The following is a 16,377-nucleotide window of genomic DNA, read 5'->3' on the forward strand; positions in this document are numbered from 1 at the left end:
CCAGCGTGTACGCGCGAATTCCTGTCAGGCAACAGGATTGCGGCGCTCAGGTGTGCTCAGGGGGGTGACGGTGCTGCCGCGCAGCGAAACGTCGCTGCGGGTTCCGTGCTCGCAAACGGGTAGGGGCTGTTGTTCACGGCAGCCGACGCCTGCGTCCACTCTTCCTGGGAGGGTAGCCGCTTGCCTTCGGCCCGGCAGAGCGCCTCCGCGGCGTCGCGACGTACGCAGCGGGCTGCAGGTTCCGCTTCCGCCGGAGGACTGGCGGCACAGGGCGCTCCACTCGGGGCTGGGGCATGAGCCAGACACTGGCCTCGTTCTGCGCATGCGGCGTAGCGCGCGGCCGTGACCTCACGCTCGTCGAGGCACAGCTGTTCTCCGACCTGCGCCATCCCCTGGGGACAGGAGCCTCCTGGTGTGGGCCGCTGCCACCACAGGATGAGCGCCGAGCCCACCATCAGGATCGCGGCGCCTCCCAGGAGTGAGGTCCATCGCTGGGGCGGTGCTGCCGGCGTCGCGTCTCCTGGCCGATGAGTGCCTTCCGAATTCTGGTGAAGTGCGGTCGGGGGCTCGGGCCTTCGCGAGCTTGCGACCTCTTCGATCTGCGCGGTCGCGGCGGTTGCGGCGATTGCTGCCGTGGTCACGTCGGCCACCGAGGCGGCCGCCGTCACGGTGGTTGCGGCGTTCGAGGTGGCCACGGCGGGGGAGCTGGAGACTGGGCTTGCTGGGGACGCCTCGCCCTCGTCGGGGAGGATACCGACGGCACCGAGCTCGCTGCGCGAGAAGCCTCCTGGCTCGGAGAACCTTCCTGGGTCGGAGAACCTCCCTGGTTCCGAGAAGCGGTCGGTGGCTGCCCCTTCGTCGACGTGGCTCACCTCGTCATGGAGTGATGACGACGCGGTTACATCCGGCAGGGGGGTCCCGTCCCCTGCGACGCCCGCCGACGAGACGGACGACGGCTCTTCTCGGAGGCCGTTCACCAGCGCGAACTCACCTGAAGCCGTCCGTGCGCGAGCGGGTGGGCCGAAGGGGCGGAACGTCACGTTTCCGAAGCGAACGAGTACTTTTCCGATCTCCTGCAGAGATGGACGCTGCTCTCGGTCGACGGTGAGCATCTTCTCGAGCAGCAAGGCGATGATCGAGGGAACTTGCGGCGCGACCAGCCGGACGCGTGTGACGGTTCCGGCCAGGATCCGCTTCAGTATCTTCTCCGTGCTCGAGCCGTCCAGAGGGCGCACGCCGGTCAGCGCTTCGTACAGGACGACACCCAGCGACCAGACATCGGCGCGGTAGTCCACCTCGGGCGTTCCGAGGATCTGCTCTGGTGCCATGTAGTGTGGCGTTCCCAGGAGCGTTCCGGGCTCGGTCTGGCCTGCAATCCGAGCCGCTTCTCCTTCCACGGCGGTGATCCGGGTGATGCCGAGATCGAGCACCTTCACCCGAGCGCTGCCGACCTGTCCCAGGCCCGGCTCCACCAGGAAGATGGTCTCCGGCCTGAGGTCGCGATGGACGATCCCCAGGGAATGGGCTGCGCCCACGGCCGAGATCACCGGCAGCATGATGCGCGACATCTCGGGGAGATCGATCCGTCGCTCTCGTTGCAAGCGGGTGCGCAGGGTCTCGCCGTTCAGCAGATCCGTCACGATGGCTGGTGTCCCGTCGGCGAGCACCAGCACCTCGTGAATGGTGATCGCGCTCGGGTGCCTCAAGGCGGCAGCCGCGCGTGCTTCTCGCAAGAGCCGCTGGTTCACCTGAGAGCCGCGGGCGGCGGTGGGGGAGAAGAGTTTGATGGCGACAGGAGGGCCACCGTCGAGACGGACGGCGGACCAGACCGTGCCCATATCGTTCTCGGCGATGACGCGCGCGAGCCGATAACGCCCTTCGATGATGCTGCCGTCGTTGAGCTCGAGCCCCACGTGATCCGTCCCTCGTCGTCGCTGGCGTACCCCTCAGGGAGGGTTACGCCGTGCCTTCGTCATATGCCCGCCCACACGGTTCCGGTGCGACGGCGCTCGTTGTAGGCGTCGACCGTGAGGGCATAACGCATCAGCTCGTTGGTGACCGGGTGCTGGAGTAGCACGCGCGGCTCCTCGGTGGAGCGGCCGATTTCCCGGTCGAAGCGGCGCAGGTAGTCGATCGCCGCCAGCAGGTCTCCGGACAGGATGTACGCGATCCGGTACTCGCTGCGGCGGACGCCGATGGTGAACGAACGCGGATCGAACGCGGCGCTCACCTTGCCGACGAGTTCTTCGAGCTGCTTCCGCTGTCGCCTGCCGATGGCCCGCTGTACCGAAGGCAACATCTGCTGGGCAGCGTGCTCGCGTGCATGGGTCAGCTCGCCGGAGAAGAAGCTCGGCTCCAGGGTGCGCATGGCTGCGAGCAGCATTCCGTCGGCAGCCTCGATCGAGATCTCGTCGAGGAACGTGAAGCCGAGGGCGACGCGTGAAAGGAGCCGACCCAGCGCGAACGCCTGCTCCAGTTCTGGCAGTTCGACGAACGAGGTGGCTGCGACGAGTGCCGGTGGATCTCCGGGGTACACGCGCGCGGCCCCTTGCCAGGCTGGCGAGAGGTACAGCTCGAACGCCTCCACGCCGAGCGCGCGGGCCATCCGCTCTGCGAGGATTCTCGTGGGGTGACCGTCTCGCGGGCTCACCCGCTCCCGCGAACCAATCCCGAGGTTGCTCAGCTCGAACCGGATGGCCTTGGCTGCCACCGGTGCCAGCGCTACCGCGACGTCGACCATCGCGTTCTGTGCCTCGGGCACCAGAAGATCGTTCACCTCCTTGCCCGCGAGGACGCCGGGCGGGAGGGCTTCCGCCGGCAGCCGCCTGGAGCGCAGGCGCATCACCCGGTCCGGTCCGACCTCACCGAGGCAGGCCCGCACCTCCTCCACTGCGAGCCGTTCTTCCGCGCGCCCCTCTTTCGCGAGCGACGACTCCATCGACGCCAGCGCGAGGCTCAGGTCCGTCGCGCGGGCGAACACCTCGGGATCATTGGAGAGCGCCTCGCGCAGGACCTGCACGGCCTCGCCGTTCCGGCCGGCGGCCTCCAGGCCTCGTCCCAGCGCCGTGCGTGTTTCCGGCGGTGCTCCGGGCAGCATCGTCGCTTGTTGCAGGTGCGCGATCCCATCGCGCGTCCGCAGCAGCGAGTTCACCTCGAGCAATCCCAGGGTGGTCAACCAGCGTGGCTCGATCGCCTGTCGCCGTGACGCTGCGAAATCGAGCAGCTGTTGCAGCGCCTTCGCGTAGCTGGCCGCACCGTCCGGCGTGTCGAGGCGGTACATCCGCGAGAGCGCCGTCCACGCGCGCTGGTCCGCCGGGACGCTCACCACGGCGTCGCACATCGAGCGGATCATCCCCGCGGTGTCCCCTGCGTCTCGGCAGGCATCCGAGAGTCGCAGGGCGGCCTCTGCGCGGCTGGGGGCGTCGGGGGCGATGTCCACCAGGCGGCTCAGCGCGTGGAGGGTCACCGTGTGATCCCCACGCGTCGTCCCGATCTTGTGCAGTCGCTCCAGCGCCAGCCGGTTGTTCGGCTCGAGGAGCAGCACGGCCTGCAGCGCCTCCTGCGCGAGGGGAAGATCGGCGAGAGGCCCCTCGTACAGGTCCGTCAGCAGGAAGTACGCGGTGACCTTCGCCTCCACGTCGGGTGCGGCGATCACGGCGCGCTTCAGTGTGTCGCGCGCCTCCGCCCACACCCGCTGCATCGTCAGCAGTCGCGCCAGCAGCAGCAGCGCTTCGGGATCGTCAGGCGTGACCTCCACCACGCGACGCATCGCGGCGATGCCGATTCCTGGCTCGGGGGCTCCACCTCGCCCCTGGTGTCGCAGGATCGCCCTCCCGATCTCGGTGCCGAGCAGCACCACGGCTTCCGGGTGCGACGCCTTCTCCAGCGCTCCTCCCAGTCGGTCGGCGAGGCGGGCCGGTTCGGCCACCAGCATGTGGGCCACCGCGCGCCCGGCAGCGACGCTGTCCGGGTGGAGGCGCAACGCCTCTTCGTAGAGGTCCAGCGCTCGCCCTTGCGCCTCGGCGCTCTGCTCGTCAGCGGTCAGCTCCGCGGCGCGCACCAGGTGCTCGGCTTGCGCAGCGCCGCCGGAGGCGAGCCGTGACAGGGATGTCTGGGCGAGGATCCGGCTCCCACGATCCCCGAGCAACTGGGCCAGCCGATCGAGCCCGCGCGCCGCCAGCAAGCTTTCTGGCCAGAGGGAGAGCGCGCTCCTGTAGCCCGCGAGGGCGGCTCGGGCTGCGGAGGCATCCGAGTCCGCCTGCGCTTCTGCCAGCACCGCCTCCTCGATGTGATAGAGCGCTCGCCCCACCGGATCGTTGGTCAGCTCCTTGCGCGCGCGCAGTGCATCGAGCAACAGCGTGCGCGCCCCCAGGGCCGTCGGGTGCGCCACCGAGCCGCCGCCCACCTTGCCGGCCACGCGGATCATCGCTGCCAGCGCTGCGGTGTCCCGCGGGGCGTCGCGCAGGATGCGCTCCAGCGCCTCCATGGTCGTGCCCGGGCCGATCTGCTCTTCGAGGCTCACCACCTCCCAGAGCGCGCCAGCGCGCGCGACGCTCGACATGAACACGTCCGCCTCCGCACGCAGTACCGCTGCGAGCGAGGTCGGGGCGTCCACGATCCGGTGGAGCTGCTCCAGGAGCCGCAACGCTGGAACGTGGGAAGGCACCACGGTGATGAGGCCCTGCAAGATCTCCACGGCTTCGCGCGGGTCCGTCGCGGCGAGGACGTGCGCCAGGGAGACCCGGATCGCGTGATCCACGGACGCGGGGGGCTGCCGCTCGAGCCACCGTCCGTAGAGGGCCGCGAGCTCTGCCTCGGCGCGCGGTGCTGCTTGCGACGGTGGCCGTCCCCAGACCCCAGGGCCGTGGCCATCGGCGCGCACGTGGATGCGCTCCATCTGCTCCAGGATCGCCCAGTCCACGTCCCGCTCGGTGAGCGCGCTGTCGGCGCGCGACAGGCTCCGGAGCGCTTCGTCGTCTCGCCCCAGGACCAGCTCTTGTACCTCGGCGGCTTGCACCAGCAGCCGGGCTGCATCCTCCGGGTCCTGGGCCTCGCCCGCCAGCCCACCGAGCACCCCCACGAGCTGCTCGTAGTCCCCTGTCTCCCGCAGCAGCCGCGCAATCTCCAGCCGCGGCAGGGGGTGCCTCGGTCGCAACCGCGCGGCCTCTCGGTACGCTGCCACCGCCGATTTCGGTCGCACCAGTCGGCGCTCGTCCAGGTTCGCGATCTCGATCCAGAGTGCGAAGGTCGCCTCGGCGTCGGCCGGCGCAGCGCCGTCTCGCGTTCCCCGCATGATCAGTCGCAGGAGCGCTGCGCGCGCCTCCTCGAAGCGGCCGCCGCGCTCGTTCATCCTGACGCGCGCTCTCAGCGCGTCGGGGTCGTCCGGGTTGATGGCCAAGGCCCGCTCGATCAGCGCCGCGGCGCGATCCCGATCGCCGAGCCGCCCCTCGGTGATGTCGGCTGCGCGAAGCAACAGGCGACGCTCCAGCTCCCGGTCGCCGGTCAAGTCCGCCTCGGCGCACAGCGCTCGCGCCAGCCGCTGCGCGTCACCCGCCCGCGCCGCGTTCCGCTGCAGCGCCAGGATCGCCGTGCGGCGCTGGGGATCGATCTCCAGGATGCGCTCGACTTCCTCGATGGCGCGCGCCGGTTGACCCAGCTCGTCCTCCCAGATGGCGACGAGCTTCTCCAGGAGCCCCACCTTCCGGGCGCCGTCTTGCGTCGTCGCGGCTGCCTGGGTGTACAGGTCGATCCGCGCCCGCACGCCGCGTGGATCCTCATCGGTTCGCCAGGCCCCCGAGCGGGAGCGCGCCGGGTTCTCGTCCTCGGGCACGGGGACGGGTCTCGGGGACAGGAGCGCGGAGAGCGCGTCGAAGACCGTCGCGTTGCCGGGCTCGATCACCCAGGCAGCCCTCAGGTAGGCCACTGCCTCGTCGGGTCGCCGGAGCTGCCGCTCGCAGATCTCTGCGGCGCGGACCAGGGCCGTCACCCGCAGCGGCGCGGGCCGGTCCGAGCTGGCGACATCGATCCAGGTCTGCACACGCTGGTCGTCGCGCCCCAGCCGCGCGAGCGCCCGGTCCAGGCGCTCGCGCGTGGCCATGTCGTTCGGGTCGCGCGTGAGTGCCTGACTCGCGTGCCTCGCGGCTTCCTCTGCTTCGCCGAGTGTGTCGAAGATCTCGGACAGCCGCACGTGCTCGTACACGATCGCGTCGTGATCGGTGAGCAGCGCGAGCTGCTTCAACCGCACCCCCGCCGCACCCTCCGTGGAGCCGCTCGCTTCCAGGAGGCGGCACAGCTCGGCCAGCGCCCGGCGTGCCGTCGGCGACGACGCAGGCGCCCGCGCGGCGGCCCGTGACAGCAGCGCGATCGCGTCCGCTGGCGCCTTCAGCTTGTCGACGAGCAGCCGCCCGGCCGTGTAGAGCAGCCGCGACCCGCGCGCCTCATCGCGCTCCTGTTCTGCCTCCACGCTGAGCGCGGTCACCAGCCCCACCGTTCCGTTGTGACGGATGAGGTGGCGTCGGAGGGCGTCACGCACGGGTCCCGGGGTCGGTTCGAGCGCGACCGCAGCCTCCAGCGCAGCCAGTGCCAGCTCTGGCTTGGTCAGCTTGCGATCCAGCGTCAGGGCCCGCTCGACGTGCAGCCATGCCGACAGCCGTGTGTCGCCGTCGGTCCGCTCCCGGCCGGGCGCATACGCATCCGCGAGGCGCTCCAGGTGGCCTGCGAACTCGCCGGCGAGCGCTGTATCGCGCCCACGCGCCACCTCGCGCCGCAGCACGACCTCCAGCCCCCGCAAGGACGCGGCGTGCATCGGTGACAGCCGCAGCGCCTCGCTGAACGCCTCGCGGGCCTCATCAGGACGACCCAGCCCGTCGCAGAGCCTCGCCCGCTCCGCGAGCAGGTCGGAGCGCATCGCCTCGCTGTCCACGATCCGGAGCTGATCCTCCACCAGCTCCAGCGCCAGAGGCAGCTCCGCTCGGCTCTCGACCTGCCGACGCAGACGCGTCAGCGCTGGCTCCAGCGTCCTGCAAAGCTTTCGCGCCCGCTCGTAAGAGCGCCGCGCGCCAGGACGGTCTTGCAGCACCCGCTCTTCGTGGATGCCCAGCTCCACCAGGGCACGCGCGGCCGCGACCGGGTCGGACTCGCGCAGCCGATCGGCGCGAGCGCGCAGCTCGTCGATGATGGGAAGCTCCCCGGCGGTCCCTCGGCGTGGCGCGCCGTCCTCCGTCGGCGTCCTGGGCGAGGCTGGCGCGTGGCCCGACTCCGGCGGCTTCACGGCGGAGGCCTCGAAAGGCGACGCTGGTGCCAGCAGGGTCGCTTGCGTGCCGAGCTTCGTCGCTTGCGTGCCCATCGTGGTCGGACCGAGCCGCCCGCCTTGCAGCGTGCGCGACGACAGCCCGGGTGCCCGCGCCGGCAGCCCAGTCGGTGCTGGCGCTCCTGGTGCTGGCGCTCCTGGCGCCTTGGGAGGCGGAAGCGAGCCGCTCGTGGCGTCATCGTGCGCGCCTTGCGCCTTCGGTACCGTGAGCGCCCGCGTCGTCGTTGCGGCCGCGTCGGGGGCGACCGAGCCCGCGTTCGTCAGCGGCTTCGGGGGCATTTTCGGGGGCGGCAGTGGCGGCGGTAGTCCTGGCTGTCCACCCGCATCACGGCGAGGCGGGGGCGGCGGTCCAGGCGGCGGCTGCCCGAGCGGTCGCTGGGCCTGGGGGCCGCTCGGTGCACGGACCTGAGGCCGTTGATCGCTTCCCGGCTTCTCCTCCCAGCCCACCTCCGACACCAGGTCTGACAAGCTCAACCGTTCAATATCGTCGTGCTGGTCGTTGCCCTGGCCCACGGCGCGGATGCTACACAACCCCCCCCTGGCCGATCCAGGATCGGCTTTCGCCGGTGCGCATCAAGCCTTCGCCCACTCCCTCCCACCCGTCCCCGTTGCGTGCCGATGCCCGAGGAAGGGCTCCCTGGCGTCTGCGCGACTACACTGCACTCCTCCCCGCACCGAGCGCTTTCAGGGATTTCCTGGTGAGGCCTCGTCCGTGGCCCTGGGTTGTCCCACGTCGTCGGCGCTCGCGGGGATCGAGGGCTCTCCCTCTCCGGCCGCGCGTGCTTTTTCCCCTCGGGCACAGCGCAGGACTTCGAGCTTGACCGCCGTGCCCGCCGGACGGGCCAGCATGAGCGCCCCTCCGTTCGCTGCGATGGCCTCTCCTGCGCCCAGCGCCTCCTCGGGTGCCAGCTGATCCAGGATCTCTCCACGAGGTCCCAGCGCAGCGAGCCGCGTGGCGCCCGAGATGTTCGCGACCGTCAGCCATCCCGGCAACAAGGAAGGCACCCCGCTTCCCACGCCCTGCGCTGCGCTTCCTGGCGCCGTCCGTTCATCCCCGGCCACCACCATGGCCTCGCCCACCATCCCCAGCCCCACGAACTGCACGCTGACCTTCCCACCACTGGAGCCGCTCGGCGTGTCGTCGTCGCGGTACGCCAGCAGCACCCCGCCATCGTCTCCGCTCGCCAGATCGAAGGCCAGCACGTGTCCGCTGCGCGGCGTGATCGCGCGCGCGCTCGCCACCGGAGAGCCCGTCTCGTCGAGCGGCATCACCTCCAGCCACTGGTGCGTGATCATCTCGCCCGGGGCCTCGGTGTCCTCGTCGAGGACCTCCTGGTTTCGCTGAAGTCTGGCGGGCGTACCGACCTTCTTTGCGCCTGGTTTCGCCCCTGCGCCCCTGCTGTCGTCGTCGGCGCGCTCCTCGCCGCGGGCGACGTAGGCGAGCCAGTACCCTCCGGGGCGCGAAAGGAGGCGAGGTGCTTCCGCGTCTCCCTTCGGAGACGAGATCGGTCGAGGGCTCGTCACGGAGCGCAGGGTGGCGGTGTCCAGCGATGCCATCATGATGCGCGACTGTTTCCCGTCGCGCGTGACGTCATCCCACACCACCACGGCCCGCTCCCCGGAGGCGGCGACATCGAGCGCCAGCGACTCGTCCCTCCCCTCGGCCAGCTCGGCGCCCCACGTCACCTGGTCGCCGTCGACCTTTGCGACGCGGATCGCTCGGCCTCCCGCGTTGGGTTCCAGCATCGCGACGATCACGGCCCGCCCGGCGCTCGTCACCGAGGGCGGCTCCAGGTCCCCTCGTGAGCGCGCCAGCTTCACGAGCCGGCCCCCCGATCCATCGGCCCCCACGAAGGCGACCATCGCCATCGCGCCGGCCTCGCTCTCCTGCAGGGCCCCTACCGCGAACCCGCCCTCGAAGGCAGCCCCGCGCCCGACCTCCACCGCGAACGGCGCGAGCTGATCTTGCGCTTCTTCGCCTTCCGCCTGGACGCGCCGCTTCTCGGTGTCGATCACGAATGCCGCGCCAGCGGGTGCGCAGCGTGGTGGAGCAAGCGCCGCCTTGTCCCCGCTCTCGGCGGAGCGTGGCCCTGACGAGGCGCCCGGCGTGTCCTCCTCCGCCCCGGGGGAGCACGTCCGCCACACCACGAGCCCGGTCACCAGGGCCGCCACCACCGCTGCGCCTTTCCAGGCGAACCGATCGGGCTCCTCGTCGGGGGAAGTCGTCCCCGTCTTCGAACCAGGCATCCGGAGCTTCTGCTGCGGAGAGGGCTCGTCGGCCTTGGTGCGCTTGGCTCCCGGCTTCATGCCGCGGGTGTTAGCCCGGATTGGCGTCCGGATCGATGAGTCCGCGTCAGCACAGGGATCCCCTCGACGGGGGGTCTGCCTCGACCAGACCTCGCCTCCCGTGGAGAGTGTGGCTATCCTTACGTCGAGCCTGGGTCGCGATCATGCCGGTGGGTGTGAGCGTGCCTCAGGGTGAAGGGGCATCGCGCGCCAGCGACCCGCTGGCCGCCTCACCGCCCCGTGATCGATGTTCCAGGACCTTCTCGATCTGTTGCGCGACCTCGACGGTGTCCGGCAGGATCCTCGCTGGCACCCCGAGGGCGACGCCCTGTTCCATTCGCTGCAAGTCTTCGATCATGCTCGACGCGAGACGAGCGACCGTGTGCTGTGGCTGGCCGCCCTGGTCCATGACGTGGGAAAGGCGTTCGCCGGAGCGGAACACGCCGAGGAGGGCGCCGAGCTGCTCTCCCCGATCATCTGCCCGCGGGCCGTCTGGCTCGTGCGTCACCACCTGCACTTGATGCGCGACCCGGGCGCGACCATCCGGCGCCTCAAGGGGACGAAGGCCCTCGCCGATCTCCGGCGACTGCGGCGCTGGGACGTCGCGGGTCGTTCGCCGCACGCGACGGTGATGGCGCCAGAGGAAGCGCTCGAGCTTCTCTTCCACGGCCACGAAGGAGACCTCCACGCCCACAGCGACGAAGTCGCCCCCTGCGATGACCTGCGAAAGGAGCCGCTGGCCTGAGCGCGAGGGGCGGAAGCGTGAGCTGGGGCTTCCCCGCGCGCGCCGCGAGATCCTCCGCGCCGACATCGATCGCTGGAGTGACGAGCGCGGGCTCTGGACCCAGGAGGTCGAGCCCCCAGGGCACGCCAGGCTCTGCATGGCTGTCCGCGACGCCGTCGCGACGTCGCTGACCGACAAGCAGCGCGAGGTCGTCGAGGCTTACTTCTTCGAGGGGCTGTCTCAGGGAGACATCGCACGTCGCCTCGGGATCACCCAGCAGGTCGTGCAGAAGCGGCTCTTCGGTGCACCACGTGGCGGCCGGCTGATCGGAGGGGCCATGCATCGACTCCGCCAGGCGCTCGAAGGGATCGTCGAGCCCGCTCACGACGAGCCATGAGCGCAGAGCGATCCGGAGGCGTCCGGGGACGCATCACGTTCGAAGCTGCGCGCCTCATGGTCGAGGAGGGCGTGGACCAGTATTTCACGGCGAAGCGCATCGCAGCCAAGCGCGTCCTCGGGCGGGTGGAGGGCCGGCGCACGCGCTACCGGCCGGCCGACTTGCCCTCGAACGGCGAGATCCGTGATGCGGTGCTCGTCCTCTCCGAGCATGCCGAGGGGAGCCTCCGGACGCGCCGCCTCTTCGCGCTGCGCATCGTCGCTCTGGAGGCCATGCGCGCGCTCGCCGCGTTCTCACCACGGCTGATCGGCTCGGTGTCCACCGGGCATGTGCGGCGGGGCAGTGACATCGACCTCCATGTCTTCCCCGCCAGCGAGGAGATGCTGGAGCGACATCTGCGCGAGCTCGGATGGACCCAGGAGCGCGAGCTGGTATCCATCCACAAGGGTGGGGAATTTCGTGACTACGTGCACTACCACGTGGCGGACGTCGCCCCGATCGAGCTGACCGTCTACGAGCCGCGCGAGCTGCGCTCCCGTCCGCGCAGCAGTACCGACGGCAAGCCCATCGTGCGGCTGAGCGTCGGCGCGGTCGAGTCCCTGTGCGAGCGAGAGCACCCCGAGGCGTACCAGCGGTACCTCGCGACGGGCGCTGTGGAAGGCATGGAGCTGCTCCACAGCGCGGAAGAAGCGCCTCGGCCAGGACCCTTCGATGGTCTCCTCGACGAGGAGGACGACGCTCCCGCCCTGCCGGAACCCGGGGAAGAGGACGATCCGGAGCAGCTCTACGACCCACTGCCCGGCTTCGAGTCCATCGGCTGAGCCAGCGCCAGCGACGGCCTCGACACTGTGGTTCCGGGCACCCGGGACGATGTCGGACACAGCCGCGATCGAGGCCCTTTTCCTCGGAGCCGCCAGGGGGTACTCCCTCGGACATGCCGCTCCGCCCCGCGTCGCTCGCCGTCCGCGCTTACGACACGGTCTTCCGCCAGATTCCCGTCGACGACGCGTGGATCGAGGCGATCCGCGCGCTCGTCGCGCGAGGGCCGGTCGTCTACGTCCTGCGCAACGTCTCGCTCGTCGATCTCCTCGCACTGCACGCCTTCACGCGACGCTTCGGGCTGCCCTCCCTCGGCTTCGCGAACGATCTCGGCGCCTGGGTGCAGGCCCCTGGGCTGAGCTTCCGCCAGCCGACGCCTGGAGAGCGCATCCGTCAGGCGCTCGAGGCGGGGCACTCCGCGGTGCTCTTCTTGAAGCGCCCTCCGGAGCGGTTGTTGCCTCGTCCTGGCAGCGTCCAGCGCGGTCGCAGCGAGGGTGACGCGCCCCTGCGCGCGCTCATCGCGCTCCAGCGGGAGGCCAGAGCGGCGGGCAGAGCGCTCGACATCCCCCTCGTTCCGCAGACCTTCCTCTGGACGCAGCGGCCTGGAAATCTGCGGATCTCGTTCACCGATACCCTGTTCGGGCCCGCCGAGTTTCCAGGCGAGCTGCGCGCTGCGGCGCAGGTGCTGCTCAACTACAAGCACTGCGTCGTGCGCGCTGGTGAGCCCTTGTTTCTCGGCGCGTTCCTCGCCGAGCAAGAGGAGGCCGCGAGGACTGCGGTGGCCACCGCCGAGCCGCAGAAGCCGCGTGATGAAGACGCCGCGGAGAGGGAACTGGGCGAGGGCGGCGTCGACGGGGTACTCGCACGGAGGCTCACCTACGCCTTGCTTCGCCGTCTGGAGCGGGAGCGGCGGTCGATGGTCGGGCCTGCGCAGAAGCCCGCCGACCGGGTGCGAGAAGAGGTGCTCAGGAGTCCCAAGCTCCAGGCGGTCATCCGTGAGCTTGCGGGCGCTGGCGAGGAGGGGCGGGTACTCCTGGAGCGCAAGGCGCGGCGCACCCTCCGGAGCCTCCAGGCCGATCCCGATCCGGCGACGCTGCGTGCTCTGGAGTTGCTCGCGGACACGCTCGCGAGCCGCGTGTACACGGGCATCGATGTCGACAAGGAGGGCATCGAGCGTGTGCGGGAAGCGGCGAAGAAGGGCTCGCTGGTGCTTCTGCCCAGCCACAAGAGCCACGTCGATTACCTGCTGATGTCGTGGGTCCTGCGCAAGCACGCGCTCCAGCTCCCGGTGATCGCTGCTGGGGACAACCTGGCGTTCTTTCCGCTGGGGCCGCTGTTCCGGCGCGCGGGCGCGTTCTTCATCCGCAGGAGCTTCAAGGGGGATCGGCTCTATGCCTCGGTCGTGGACGCGTACATCCGCCGCCTCCTCCGGGATGGGCACGCCATCGAGTTCTTTCTGGAGGGGGGGCGATCGCGCACGGGCAAGGTGCTGGCGCCGAAGCTCGGCCTGCTCAACATGGTGGTGGAGGCAGGGCTCGGTCTGGAGAACCGCACCATCTCCTTCGTGCCGATCAGCATCGGCTACGAGCGGATGATGGAAGAGGGGTCGTTCGCGCGTGAGCTGTCCGGCGGCGTGAAGCAGAAGGAGAGCGTGGGGGAGCTGCTGAAGATCGGCGGTGTCCTCCAGGAGAAGTACGGACGCGCGAACATGGCGTTCGGCCAGATCCTCTCCCTCGACGAGCTGCGTGAGGCCGTGGGGCTCGCCCCGGGGGAGGTGGCGTCACCGGCCAAGCGGCGCGCGCTGGTGACCCGGCTCGCCCACCGGGTGATGAGCGAGATCAACCGCGCCACCTTGGTGACGCCTGGTTCGCTCGTCGCGATGGCGTTGCTCTGTCACAACCGGCGCGGCCTTCCGCATGCGGCGCTGCTCGCGCAGTGTGCCCGGTTGACGACGCTGGTGCAGCGTCTCGGGGCCCGGACGACGCCGTCCCTCACGCGTCCTTCGGGGGAGATGCGCGAGCTTGCCATCCGTGACGCGGTCTTGCTCTACGTGCGCGGTGGGCTGGTGCGCCAGCACGTGCCGGGCGACACCCTCACGGGCAAGGCGCGCAAGCGAGGTCGCATCTACACCGGGGACGACGTCATCTACACGGTCCCTCAAGAGAGCCGCATCCTGCTCGACCTCTCGAAGAACATCATCGTCCACCTGCTGGTCGACCGGGCGCTGATCAGCGTGGCGCTGCGCGCCGGCGCCGTGTCGGAGTCCGGCGAGGCGTGGCGACCGCCTTCGCTGAGCGAGCTGGAGGAGCGGGTGCGGTGGCTGTCCAGGCTCTTCAAGCTGGAGTTCATGTTCCGCGCCGACGCCCCCTTCGAGCAGATCTTCGAGGAGACGACGCGGGCGATGATGGTCGACGGGGAGATCGCCATCGACGCGGACGTCGTACGCTTCGGGGTGGGTCATGATGGGCTCGATGGGCGTGGCTGGGTGGGGTTCTACGCCGCGGTGCTGCGCAATTTCCTGGAGGGCTACCGCATCGCCGCCAGGGCGACGCGGGTACTGGTGCAGGAGTCTCTCCCCGAGAAAGAACTGGTGACCCGCGCGCTGCAGGTCGGCGAGCAGATGTTTCTCGGCGCCGAGATCGAGCGGAGCGAGGCGGTGAGCCGCCCCGTGATCGAGAACGCGCTCGCCGCGTTCGTCGAGCAGGGCTATCTGCGGCGTGACGATGGCAAGCTCACCCTCTCCGACGCGTTTCGAGCCGAGGAGACCGTGCCCGTCATCGAGGCGCGCATCGCCGGTTACTTGCAGCGCCGCAGTGGAGATCTCGGATGGTGATGGTCGTCTCGAAGCGCGGGTTTTCGTGGCTCGCTCCTCTGGTGTGCGCCGTGTCGCTCGGGGCGGCGGGGCTGGGTTGTGCGAGTCCGACCCCTCTCGCGCCAGCACTGCGTGGCTCGGTGGGCCTGCCGCACCGTGGCGTGCTCACCGACGGCGTGGAGCTCCCGCGCAAGGGGGACGGGTATGTCCTGCTGCGCAGCAAGGGGGCGCGCTGGGGACATCCGCGGCTCGTGGCCGCGATCCAGCGTGCAGCCGCCGAGGTGGAGCGGCTCCGCCCTGGGGCTCCTCCCCTCACCGTGGGCGATCTGTCGGCGGAGCGAGGCGGGCAGATCCGAGGTCACCGCTCCCACCGCACGGGCCGTGACGTGGATCTCCTGTTCCATGCGCTGACGCCCGAAGGAAAGCCGATCCGATCTCCCGGCTTCGTCCGATATGGCCGCGATGGCCTGGCCGAGGTCGAGGAAGGCGGTAAGACCGTGTTCTATCGGCTCGACGTGGAGCGGACCTGGTTGCTCGTGCGGGCCCTCGTCGAGTCACCGGAAGCGGCTGTGCAGTGGCTCTTCGTGGCGCGCTGGCTCGAGGCCTTGATCACCGAGTATGCGCGCGCCCGCGGCGAGGACCCGGAGATCGTGTGGCACGCCGAGTCGGTGTTGCTGCAACCCGGGGACAGCGCTGCCCACGATGATCATCTGCACCTGCGCATCGCGTGTACGCCCGAGGACGCGGTTGCCGGCTGTGAAGGCGGCGGCCCGCAGTGGTCCTGGCTCTCGCCATTCCCGGTCCTGGCGCCGCCACCCGACGAGGAGCTGGGCCTGGCGATGCTGGAGGACCTCTTCCCGTTCCCGAACCTTGGCTCGGAGGAGACCGCTCTGCCTTCAGCATCGCCCATGACCCCCGCTCCGCCGGCTTCACCCGGTGCAGGGGGCAGTGCTGCATCGACTCGTTCCGGCGCTGCCCCGTGAGCAACCTCCTCGCTCATGGCGACGCACTCTCCGTGTGCGCCGCGCTCCCTCCGGACCTGCGCTTCGATCTCGTCTACCTCGATCCTCCCTACGGCCTGGGTACGACCATGAGCGCGCGGAGCGAAGGCGGGCAGAGCCGAGGTCGGAAGTCTGCCAGGAGCGGCCCCAGCGCCTACGACGACCCCTCCGGCGCCGACGCGTTGCTCTCGATGCTGGAGCCGCGTCTCGCGGCGATCCGTGAGCGCATGGCCACCCACGCGACACTCTGGCTCCACCTCGACCACCGCGCCGTGCACGAGGCGAAAGGCCTTTGCGACCGTCTGTTCGGGCGAGGAGCTTGCCTGGGAGAGGTGATCTGGGCGCCTGGCAACGGCAGCCGGGGGGCGCGGGGTTTTGCCATCACCCACCAGACCCTGCTGCTCTATGCGCGCTCACCCAAGGAGCGCGGCCTGGTCATCTACAATGCCGATGATCCTGCGCTGCGTGAGCCTTATGCGGCGACCAGCTTGGCCATGCACTTTCACCATGAAGACGAGGCAGGACGTCGTTACCGAGAGCGCGTGATCAACGGGAAGGCCTACCGCTACTACGCGGATGAAGGACGGCGCATGGGGAGCGTGTGGACCGACATCCCGGCGATGGTGGCGAACACGCCGCTGCGTCGCGAGGCGACGGGCTACCCGACGCAGAAGCCAGAAAAGCTCCTGGAGCGGATCATCCGCGCGACCAGTCACCCGGGACAGGTGGTGGCCGATCTGATGTGCGGGAGCGGGACGAGCCTCGTGGCCGCGGCGCGGCTCGGGCGACGTTTCGTGGGCGGTGATCGCGGCGAGCTGGCCTTCGAGACCACGCGCGCGCGGCTGTCGCGGGAGAGCGTGCCGGTGGAGATCGTGCCGTGCCCTGGCTAGACACCGGACACGCGGGCTCCTCCAGCGCTCCTGTCCGAAGGTGACGCTGGTCCCCGCGGCATCCACTCGGGCTGGAACGGTCGCGGGGCGTCGCATCGGGGCACGTTGCAGGTGGCGTCGAACCTCCGTTACGCTCGGC

9 protein-coding genes are annotated in these 16,377 nt (G+C 70.3%); 6 read left to right on the plus strand and 3 right to left on the minus strand.

Annotated elements, in window-relative coordinates; translation table 11 throughout:
• Nucleotides 1–56 precede the first annotated feature (56 nt).
• From CMC5_RS05555 to CMC5_RS05565, 3 genes are all read right to left on the minus strand, one after another.
• Nucleotides 57–1,913, minus strand: coding sequence for a bifunctional serine/threonine-protein kinase/formylglycine-generating enzyme family protein (locus CMC5_RS05555; RefSeq protein WP_050429437.1), 1,857 nt, complete (start codon nucleotides 1,911–1,913; stop codon nucleotides 57–59).
• A 59-nt stretch (nucleotides 1,914–1,972) separates the two neighbouring features.
• Entirely contained in the window at nucleotides 1,973–7,783 is a 5,811-nt protein-coding gene (locus CMC5_RS05560) for a tetratricopeptide repeat protein (protein WP_245678312.1), read from the minus strand.
• A 210-nt stretch (nucleotides 7,784–7,993) separates the two neighbouring features.
• Nucleotides 7,994–9,616 carry a hypothetical protein gene (locus CMC5_RS05565; protein ID WP_063796215.1) on the minus strand — a complete coding sequence of 541 codons (1,623 nt, stop codon included), beginning with the start codon at nucleotides 9,614–9,616 and terminating at the stop codon, nucleotides 7,994–7,996.
• A gap of 226 nt (nucleotides 9,617–9,842) precedes the next feature.
• Between CMC5_RS05565 and CMC5_RS05570 the strand changes: the two genes are divergently transcribed.
• The 6 genes from CMC5_RS05570 (at nucleotide 9,843) to CMC5_RS05595 (ending at nucleotide 16,238) form a co-directional block, all read left to right on the plus strand.
• A complete protein-coding gene (locus CMC5_RS05570) occupies nucleotides 9,843–10,340 on the plus strand; it encodes an HD domain-containing protein (protein ID WP_050429438.1) in 498 nt (165 codons plus the stop codon).
• Nucleotides 10,312–10,716, plus strand: a complete 405-nt coding sequence (locus tag CMC5_RS05575) for a sigma factor-like helix-turn-helix DNA-binding protein (RefSeq protein ID WP_082362263.1) — start codon at nucleotides 10,312–10,314, stop codon at nucleotides 10,714–10,716. Before CMC5_RS05570 ends, CMC5_RS05575 begins: the two co-directional genes overlap by 29 nt.
• A complete protein-coding gene (locus CMC5_RS05580) occupies nucleotides 10,713–11,537 on the plus strand; it encodes a hypothetical protein (RefSeq protein ID WP_050429439.1) in 825 nt (274 codons plus the stop codon). Before CMC5_RS05575 ends, CMC5_RS05580 begins: the two co-directional genes overlap by 4 nt.
• Nucleotides 11,538–11,650: 113 nt before the next feature.
• Nucleotides 11,651–14,368 (plus strand): 1-acyl-sn-glycerol-3-phosphate acyltransferase, encoded by a 2,718-nt coding sequence (locus CMC5_RS05585; RefSeq protein WP_050429440.1) that lies wholly within the window; start codon nucleotides 11,651–11,653, stop codon nucleotides 14,366–14,368.
• The gene (locus tag CMC5_RS05590) at nucleotides 14,362–15,330 is read left to right on the plus strand and encodes a penicillin-insensitive murein endopeptidase (RefSeq protein ID WP_063796216.1); all 969 of its coding nucleotides are present in this window, start codon (nucleotides 14,362–14,364) and stop codon (nucleotides 15,328–15,330) included. Before CMC5_RS05585 ends, CMC5_RS05590 begins: the two co-directional genes overlap by 7 nt.
• Complete coding sequence (locus CMC5_RS05595) at nucleotides 15,327–16,238, plus strand: DNA-methyltransferase (RefSeq protein ID WP_050429441.1); 912 nt, start codon at nucleotides 15,327–15,329, stop codon at nucleotides 16,236–16,238. The genes CMC5_RS05590 and CMC5_RS05595 overlap by 4 nt, the downstream gene beginning before the upstream one ends.
• Nucleotides 16,239–16,377 lie beyond the last annotated feature (139 nt).

The organism is Chondromyces crocatus (assembly GCF_001189295.1).
GTDB lineage: Bacteria > Myxococcota_A > Polyangia > Polyangiales > Polyangiaceae > Chondromyces > Chondromyces crocatus.